This window comes from Natronococcus sp. A-GB1 (assembly GCF_029688845.1).
Lineage (GTDB): Archaea > Halobacteriota > Halobacteria > Halobacteriales > Natrialbaceae > Natronococcus.
The window spans coordinates 38,202-45,487 of the sequence record NZ_JARUKW010000025.1 but is presented as its reverse complement, the minus strand read 5'-3'; the positions used below and the strand labels follow the sequence as shown (position 1 = coordinate 45,487).

Annotated in this window: 7 protein-coding genes and 1 pseudogene; 1 reads left to right on the top strand and 7 read right to left on the bottom strand. The window is 60.5% G+C overall.

The genetic code is table 11. From position 1 onward, the window contains the following. Positions 1 to 76: 76 nt before the first annotated feature. The 7 genes and pseudogenes from QA600_RS20830 to QA600_RS20800 form a co-directional block, all read right to left on the bottom strand. The gene (locus tag QA600_RS20830) at positions 77 to 343 is read right to left on the bottom strand and encodes a hypothetical protein (RefSeq protein WP_278293849.1); all 267 of its coding nucleotides are present in this window, start codon (positions 341 to 343) and stop codon (positions 77 to 79) included. A 223-nt stretch (positions 344 to 566) separates the two neighbouring features. Continuing rightward, positions 567 to 1,787: an AAA family ATPase gene (locus QA600_RS20825; RefSeq protein WP_278293848.1), complete on the bottom strand. Its 1,221-nt coding sequence runs from the start codon at positions 1,785 to 1,787 to the stop codon at positions 567 to 569. Positions 1,788 to 2,108: 321 nt separating this feature from the next. Then, positions 2,109 to 2,501: a PIN domain-containing protein gene (locus tag QA600_RS20820; protein ID WP_278293847.1), complete on the bottom strand. Its 393-nt coding sequence runs from the start codon at positions 2,499 to 2,501 to the stop codon at positions 2,109 to 2,111. Beyond that, positions 2,498 to 2,653: a hypothetical protein gene (locus QA600_RS20815; protein ID WP_169331748.1), complete on the bottom strand. Its 156-nt coding sequence runs from the start codon at positions 2,651 to 2,653 to the stop codon at positions 2,498 to 2,500. The genes QA600_RS20820 and QA600_RS20815 overlap by 4 nt, the downstream gene beginning before the upstream one ends. A gap of 119 nt (positions 2,654 to 2,772) precedes the next feature. Then, a pseudogene (locus QA600_RS20810) lies at positions 2,773 to 3,255 on the bottom strand (AAA family ATPase); the annotation flags it as partial. A gap of 457 nt (positions 3,256 to 3,712) precedes the next feature. Further along, entirely contained in the window at positions 3,713 to 4,063 is a 351-nt protein-coding gene (locus QA600_RS20805) for a hypothetical protein (RefSeq protein WP_278293846.1), read from the bottom strand. A gap of 66 nt (positions 4,064 to 4,129) precedes the next feature. Continuing rightward, the gene (locus QA600_RS20800) at positions 4,130 to 4,789 is read right to left on the bottom strand and encodes a helix-turn-helix domain-containing protein (protein ID WP_278293845.1); all 660 of its coding nucleotides are present in this window, start codon (positions 4,787 to 4,789) and stop codon (positions 4,130 to 4,132) included. 945 nt (positions 4,790 to 5,734) lie between these two features. On the opposite strand from QA600_RS20800, the gene QA600_RS20795 reads away from it, so the two are divergent. Continuing rightward, positions 5,735 to 6,367, top strand: a complete 633-nt coding sequence (locus tag QA600_RS20795; RefSeq protein WP_345782044.1) for a universal stress protein — start codon at positions 5,735 to 5,737, stop codon at positions 6,365 to 6,367. The last annotated feature ends 919 nt before the right edge of the window (positions 6,368 to 7,286 follow it).

The window sequence follows — 7,286 nt, the reverse complement described above, 5'->3', positions numbered from 1 at the left end:
TTGCGTTCTATTGGATCAAGCTCGGCGAGCACCTCGTCGCCGAGCGTCTCGAGATCGCGTTCGAGTCGGCGTTTGGTCATCGCTTCTCGAGGCCGGAGACCGTCTTGAGCAGATCGACCTCCTCTTCGAGGACATCGAGGTCCTCATCTTTCAACAGCTTGCGGTACTGACCGGCGAGATACCCCTGCGCGCGGATCCACTTGATCTGAAGCTCTTGCTCCTCGGGCGAGTCGGCCGCCGGGGGATCGATCCGCTCCTGCATCTCGTCGATCGTTTCGGCGAGGATCTCGAGGATCTGCTCGCGGTCAGTGCGGCTTGGCTCGAAATCGGTTTCGGTTCTCATACTGGGTGCGCGTCGTCGATACCACCTCGGGCACCTGACCGGTGTCGGCCGGCAGTTTACCGCTCTCGTGATGTGTTGGCACGACGACTGCTGTGGAGGCGTTGGGGACCTTCCGGTATAAATTGCCGGGAAGCGCAGCGAAACCGGTTCCGTTCCGATGCCGGCCCGCATATGAAACGTATGAGGTGTCATTTCAGCCCCTGTCGACCGGATTCACGGACGGCTACCGCTCGAAAACGGTGTCCAGATACGTTGAATCGGCGGCGTACGGGTCTATCGCCTCGCGGACCCAGCGCGGTTCGAACGTCGTTTCGATCTGCTTGACCCGACCACTGTCACCACGGGAGTCGATCCAGGTCTCGACGAGGCCCATCGTCTCGAGGTCGGTGACGAGGGTCTGGATCGTGCGCGTCCCGAGCTGAAGCTCCTCGGGGTAGCCGTCCTGGTGGAGGTAGTCGTAAATCTCGCCTGTCGAGACGGGCTGTTTGAGACCGGTCGCGTCGTTCCAGGCGGTGATGCCGGTCAGCACCACGAAGTGGTTGGCCGGCAGGTTACATAACCTGTCGATGATCGCCGCCCGCTCGGTCGTCTCGAGGGTTGCCTCGAGACACTCGGTCGTCAGCCGCTGACGGCCATCGTCGGCGGCGTACTCGCCGGCCTGGCGAAACAGGGTGAGCGCCTTCCGGGCGTCGCCCCACCGCCGGGCGGCCTCGCGGACGCCGTCGGCGAGTACGCCGTCGGGCACCGCTCCCTCCCGAAAGGCCCGTTCGAGGCGGGGCTCGAGGATCGCCTCCAATTCCTCCCCGTCGTAGGGCGGAAAGCAGACGGCCTCGTCGCTCATCGCGCTCTCGACGCGGCTATCTAGTCGAAGGTCGACCTCGAGTAACTCGTTACTGACAAGCCACACCGAGAGGTCGATTCCCCGCTGGAGGCGGCCCTCGCCGCGCAGTAATCGATAGAAGAAGTCGCTGGGGTCGTAGTTCGCGTCGTACTGGACGTGGTCGATCTCGTCGAGGAGAAGGACGGTCCACTCGGGGTAGGCCTCGAGGGCGTCCCAGATCGCCTCGAAGACGCCATCCAGCCCCGCGTAGGCGCCCTGTTTCTCCCCGCCGACTGCGGCCAGGATCTCGTTGGCCGCGCTGAACAGCGTCTGGCACTCCTTGAGATTCACGTACTCGACGGCGACACGATCGTGCCGGGCGGCGAACTCCCGACAGACGCGTCGCGTGGTCAGCGTCTTGCCGGTGCCCGGCGGGCCGTAGATCGACACTGTCGGCGGGAGATACCCCTCCTGAACGCCGTTGAGAATCGTCGCCAGCTCGCGTTCCTGGTCGTCGCGGGCGTGGATCGTCGGCGGGTCGGCGAGGGGGTCGAGGGCGGCCTTGTCGGCAAAGGGGCTGTCGTCAGGTGCAGTGGCGTCGAAGAGGTCGTCGTACTTGCTCATACCGCGAGTATCGGTGGTAGTGGGGTGTCAGCAATGAACGTATCGCCCGCCCGTTGGCCCGCCTGGATCGTAGAACCGGTTACTTCAGGGGTAGCTTCGCGGGAAGCGTCCATCAGCGGTCGTCGCGGGCTCTCCTGCGGAGTGGTCCGCAAACGCCGCTACGAGCGCGGCTTCTGTGATTGTCGCTGCCGGTATCGTACTTCGAACAGGCCTCGGCAGTCCAGATCGGAGTCGGCATCGGGTGCAGGGGCAGAGAAGACGCGATCGTCGGACCGAAGCGCCGTCCTACAAGCGATGGTCTCCGATCAGCAGCAGGGGCGATTAGTCGATACGGTCTGCGGGGGACACGGCGCCAGCCGCTTGGAGTTCGGAATCGAAGGAAACGAGGTCAGCATCGTGTCCCTGTGCACACGCGAGAATCAGGCAATCGAGCGGATACAGTAACGTCTCCTTTTGGAGGCGGTTTGCGTCCATCATATCGGAGGCGTCGGGGATGACAACGGAGACGTCCCGCGTAATCTCCGTCTGAATGGCGTTCGCCCGGGATAGTTCGAGACGCTGTTTTTTCGTCAGGACGGTCCGCAGCTCCATCAGATTGAGCGTCGACGTCAACAAGTTGTGATCGGTGTTCAGTAGCTCGGCTGCGAGCTCCCCAGTCTCCGGTTCATCGGTGACGGCAGCGACAAAGAGGTTCGTATCGAGAAACAGCCTCATCGCCGTTCACGAAGGCCCCGAACTTCGTCGACGGAATCGACGTCGAGTTCGGATGCCAGTCCGCGAAGCCGCTCGCCGAGTGGCTCGCGGTCGTCATCGCCGGCGTCGTCCGAGCGGGCGAATTCGGCCACGTCGTCGGCATACACTCCCATAAGTAGCCGAACGAGCGCTACGGGTAAAACAGTTCGGCAGCGCGGCGGACGACGATTCGACCGCCGAACCGAGAGCCATGCCTGCGGGCGCGTTTCCTTCGGGATGGTTACCTAGCAGAGAACTCGTTGGGATCGTCGTTCGAATCGTGTCGGACGTGGTCGATCTCGTCGAGGACGAGCACTGTCCACTCGGGAGAGGCCTCGAGGGCGGTCCAGATCGCCTCGAAAACACCGTTCAACCCCTCGTAGGCCTTCCGTTTCGTGCCGGTGAGCTCGACGAGGATCTCGTTGGCCACGCTGAACAGCGTGCGACACTCCTTGAGGTTGACGTACTCGACGGCGATCGACTCGGTCCGGACGGCGAACTCCCGACAGGCCCGCCTCGTGGTCAGGGTCTTGCCGGTGCTCGGCGGGCCGTAGATCGAGACCGTCGGCGGGAGATACCCCTCCTGGACGCCGTTCAAGATCGTCGCCAGCTCGCGTTCCTGGTCGTCGCGGGCGTGGATCGTCGGGGGGTCGGCGAGGGGATCGGGGGCGGCCTTGTCGGCGAAGGGGCTGTCGTCGGGCGCCGTCGCCTCGAAGAGGTCGTCGTACTTGCTCATACGATCGCAGGTGCTAGTGGTAGCCGTGTGACAGTAATGAACGTATCGCACGCGTCGGTGACGCGGGTGGCCAGCGGCCGCCCGGGAGTGACGGCGGTCCCGACGAAACGTCGGCCAGTACCCAACGCTGTCAGACCACGGTTCCCGGGCTCGCCTTGCCCTTCCTGTGCAATGGGTACCGACACCGTCCGCTACCGGTCCGGGACTCTCACCCTGTGTTCTTCCCGTCCTCCGGCAAGAAGAACACGGCCTCGTCGCTCATCACACTCTGGATGCGGCTGTCCGGGCACAGCTCGACCGCGAGCAGGTGGCGGCTGTGTCGAAGCACGGTTCGGTATCCCCCGCTGGGACTACCCGGCGAACGATAGGGACAGGGCAAGTGGGGAACGGTACCGCGATCAATTCCTCCGATAGCGGTCAAGAGAAGCCTACTGAATAGCGAGAGTGGGTTCAGCAGTCATAGATCGACGGGCGGTTCCAGATCGGGATCCGCTTCGAGGATCACTGAAAGATAGGGTTCAACTCGCTCAAACTCTGCTGTCGGTTCAACAAGCCGGCGCTTCGGATCGTACCTGATGATCTCTGCCGCTGTTAACCGAGGGATGTGCTGGTGATGCATCGATACGCGAATGGGTGTGAGCGCTTCCTCGGAGATTTCCGTCAGTGGCATCTGATGGTTGTGTTTGAGCACCGTCTTCGTGAGGTCGTTGAGTGTCAACGGCCGTCGTTCCGTGGCGAGTACCCCGAGGATGATGCGCCGATGTTTGTCTTGACAGAGGTCGAGTACGAGATCGAAGTCGTCGCTCATTACTGAAGATCAGATGACGGGCCGGGTTGAGACTTGGTTTTTCGCATTCAATGCGCTTATACGTGCTCACTCGTTCTTCGGCTCTAATTCGTGCAGTGTCTCTCCGAGGATTTGATTGATTCCGCGCCGGAGTCGGGACGCAACAGCCTGTTGGGTGATGCCGAGTTCGACAGCGAGTTCTTCCAAGGTGATTTCGCGTGGTGTCCGATAGTATCCGTGCTTGTACGCGAGCATCAATGCCTCCTGTTGGGTTTCAGTCAGTGCCTTTTCGGTCGCGGAATTAAGCGGGGTCAGCGCGTGAAGCGCCGTGAGTTCGAACTGGACATCTAACTGCTGACACCGTTGATGGAAGTCAGCGATCTCGCTTCGATCGTTGCCACGAATCTCAAACGTCCACTGCTCGTTGGTGCCGTTACCGTTGATCAGGACGACCGCCGAATCTATCAGCGCCTGCATTATGCCCGAATAGGCCTGTTCCCACTCGGCGCGCAACAGACGCTGCTCTTGAACGGCGTCCATCTGTCGTATGGACTGTAGACCCGGTTGGCCGGTGAATTCATCTTCGATGACTTCTGCTGTGGTTCCTTTCACCCAGAAGTAGGGAACCACCACCTCACCTGCGGGAATCACCTGCTCCAGATGGATAGACACCTCCGGAAATCGTTCGAACACGCACCCCAATGGGAACTCATCCGGCGGAAGTGTAAACGTCGCTTCGGTAGCCATGGCTCTGCATGGTTGATCCTGTGGGCCAATAACACTCCCGCAATAGGGTCTTCATACCCCACCGTATCACAGACTGCGGCGAGGGCCTCTTTCGTGAACGCTGGCGAGCCCTCCCGTTCAAACCGACCGACCGCTTCCCTGATTGCGTTTCGAAGCTCACCGACGGTGTGTGCCATACTGGCTACGACACGGACGTCTCCCGTCGTTGTTCCGGTCGGAATCTCGCTGCTGGCCTGGCCCTCGAGGGCCGCCGATCGGGACTCGATGCGGTCACGAACTGCGAGGGCATCGAGCCGGTCGACGGCGGTCGCAGAGGAGTCTTTCCACAGGAACAACTCATCCCCAATCGGCCGTAACGAGGGTGAGCTACCCGTCCGCATCCTGGACGAGGTATCACGGCTGTCCGTCTGAGTAGGGCACTCCCCTAGTTCGGCGGCAGTCGCCGTAGAGAGATACACATCATCGAAATATCAAATGCGCATCCGCACTTAACTCAAAGTCACACTAGATTTATGTGAGATGTTTACTAGTATAGAGGTAGATGGGTAGATTTGGTGACCTGATCGACGCGACGCCTGTCGAGCACCGACCCCAGACCACTGGCAGTGATCGCTCGCTCCTCCGAGCGAGTGGCGTCAGTACGTACAGCGGGCCGTAGCCGCACAGACGAACTGCGGCCATTAGGTGTTCGACCCTGTCTCGCGGACAGTCGCAGGCCTGCCGATATCGTCGGTGCCTGCGTCAAGGAGATGGCCAGGCTGTTCGTCCAGTTGAGCGAGGACAGCCCGGTTACTTCCAGGACACAGTGAGACGAAATGATAATGGGAACGAAATGAGAGTAACTCGCCGAACCGTGCTCATTGGGCTTTGGGGGATCGTTGTCGCTGCTGGTGTTGCTATCGGTCTCGGAGCTCTCAGTCAAGGCAACATGAGTGATCGGACTCAGTGACCCTGCGCACGCTCCATGCGAGCAGAATTCGTTCAGGAGGTGTGCTCCTTGCTGAACCGCTTCCGCACTCCAACCGTAGTTCGTATCTTGCGGCATTGAATTCGAGTTCGTCCTCAAGTAGCCGCTCGGCAGGTTTCGGACGAATACGTTCGTACCCGGTCGAGACCGAAATCGGTGCACGGCGGTCAGAAGCGCTTCAGTACGTACGCTTGGGAAACCATCTCGATCGAATCGTGATGGGGACCCGCGACAAGACGGGCTTCGAGCGCTACGTGCTCGGTCGTGTCGCAGAGAAAGTGGTCCCGACATCACCAGTTCCGGTCCACATCGGTGGTCGCGATGGGCTGAGGGGGTGGGGTACCGTTGGAGTACTCTCTCTGACCATCGGCTTTCCCCCTGTCTGTTCCCCTGCGCCTGGGAAAGCCATACCCCCGCCAAACCGTTTGATACCCATGAGATCAACCGCCGTGTGCCGACAGTACAGAGTCACCAGTCCCCGTGAACCCAGCCCGTCCCCCTCAGCCTCCGGGTCGTTCTCACTGAGCACTGTAACCGGGCGCTCGCGGGAGTCTCGTCCGCGTTCGGGAGGGTTGGGACACCGTACCAAGGGACTGTGTGTAGGGACCTAAAACTACTGTATTTATAGTAGATAGCTCACCTGTGCAGTGGTGAGGGTCGACAATGAGCAAGGAAGGGGCCATGTTCCAAGAAACAGTAAAGTTGACCGATGCCGCCCGCCATTCTTTCATATCCCGTGAGTTCTTAGCTCAACGTAGGTTGGGGATCCTCTTGCTCGGCATTACGTACGCCATCATAATCGCTCTACTCCCGCTCGCCGTTATCTCTGACTTCTGCCGACTCTTACCCTATGGGACACATGCCGCGCAGACGGACGACAGTCCTCCCTCCGAGAAGTCGGGTGAAATCAAGGGTGAATCGGACTGAGACGATATCAATACCGTCTACACTCAGCTCAGTCACCTCCCGTGTCCGTTCCTCTCCTGCTCGAGAGGCGGTCGGGAAGAAGGTGATACTGGCGAGACCATCAAAAAACCGTGATCTGCACCGATATGCTCCTCCATTCATGCTATAGTAACGTAGTAGTCAGTGAGACTGAGATGGCTACATGGCTGGTAGATCCGACTATCCCATTAGCACCCTTGGGGAGTACTACTGGCCTGCCTGATCCCTTCAGGACATGACAGGTTGGTCTCCCTACCCACCAACCTCACACCGACGCGATCTCGTGGACGTCACGAAGGCCATACTCACCCTCTGGCCTTCGCATTCCCCGGCATTCGACGGCGTGTGGCCCTCTTTGTAGGGGGTCTGGTTGGTTGTTGTACCACCACCAGTACTGACTTCGAGCAGCCGGGGGACGGACACCCGTCGGTCTCGACGGCGTTACTCTCGGTCAGACGGCCGCGATCAGACACCGACGACGTCGGCCTTTCGGAGAGGAGTTGAAGGTGTGTTTTCACTTTGCATGCGGGGTGGAGGAACTAGGAAGCCCACTCCCCGAGCGAGTGTTGAGCAACGCCGCGAGAC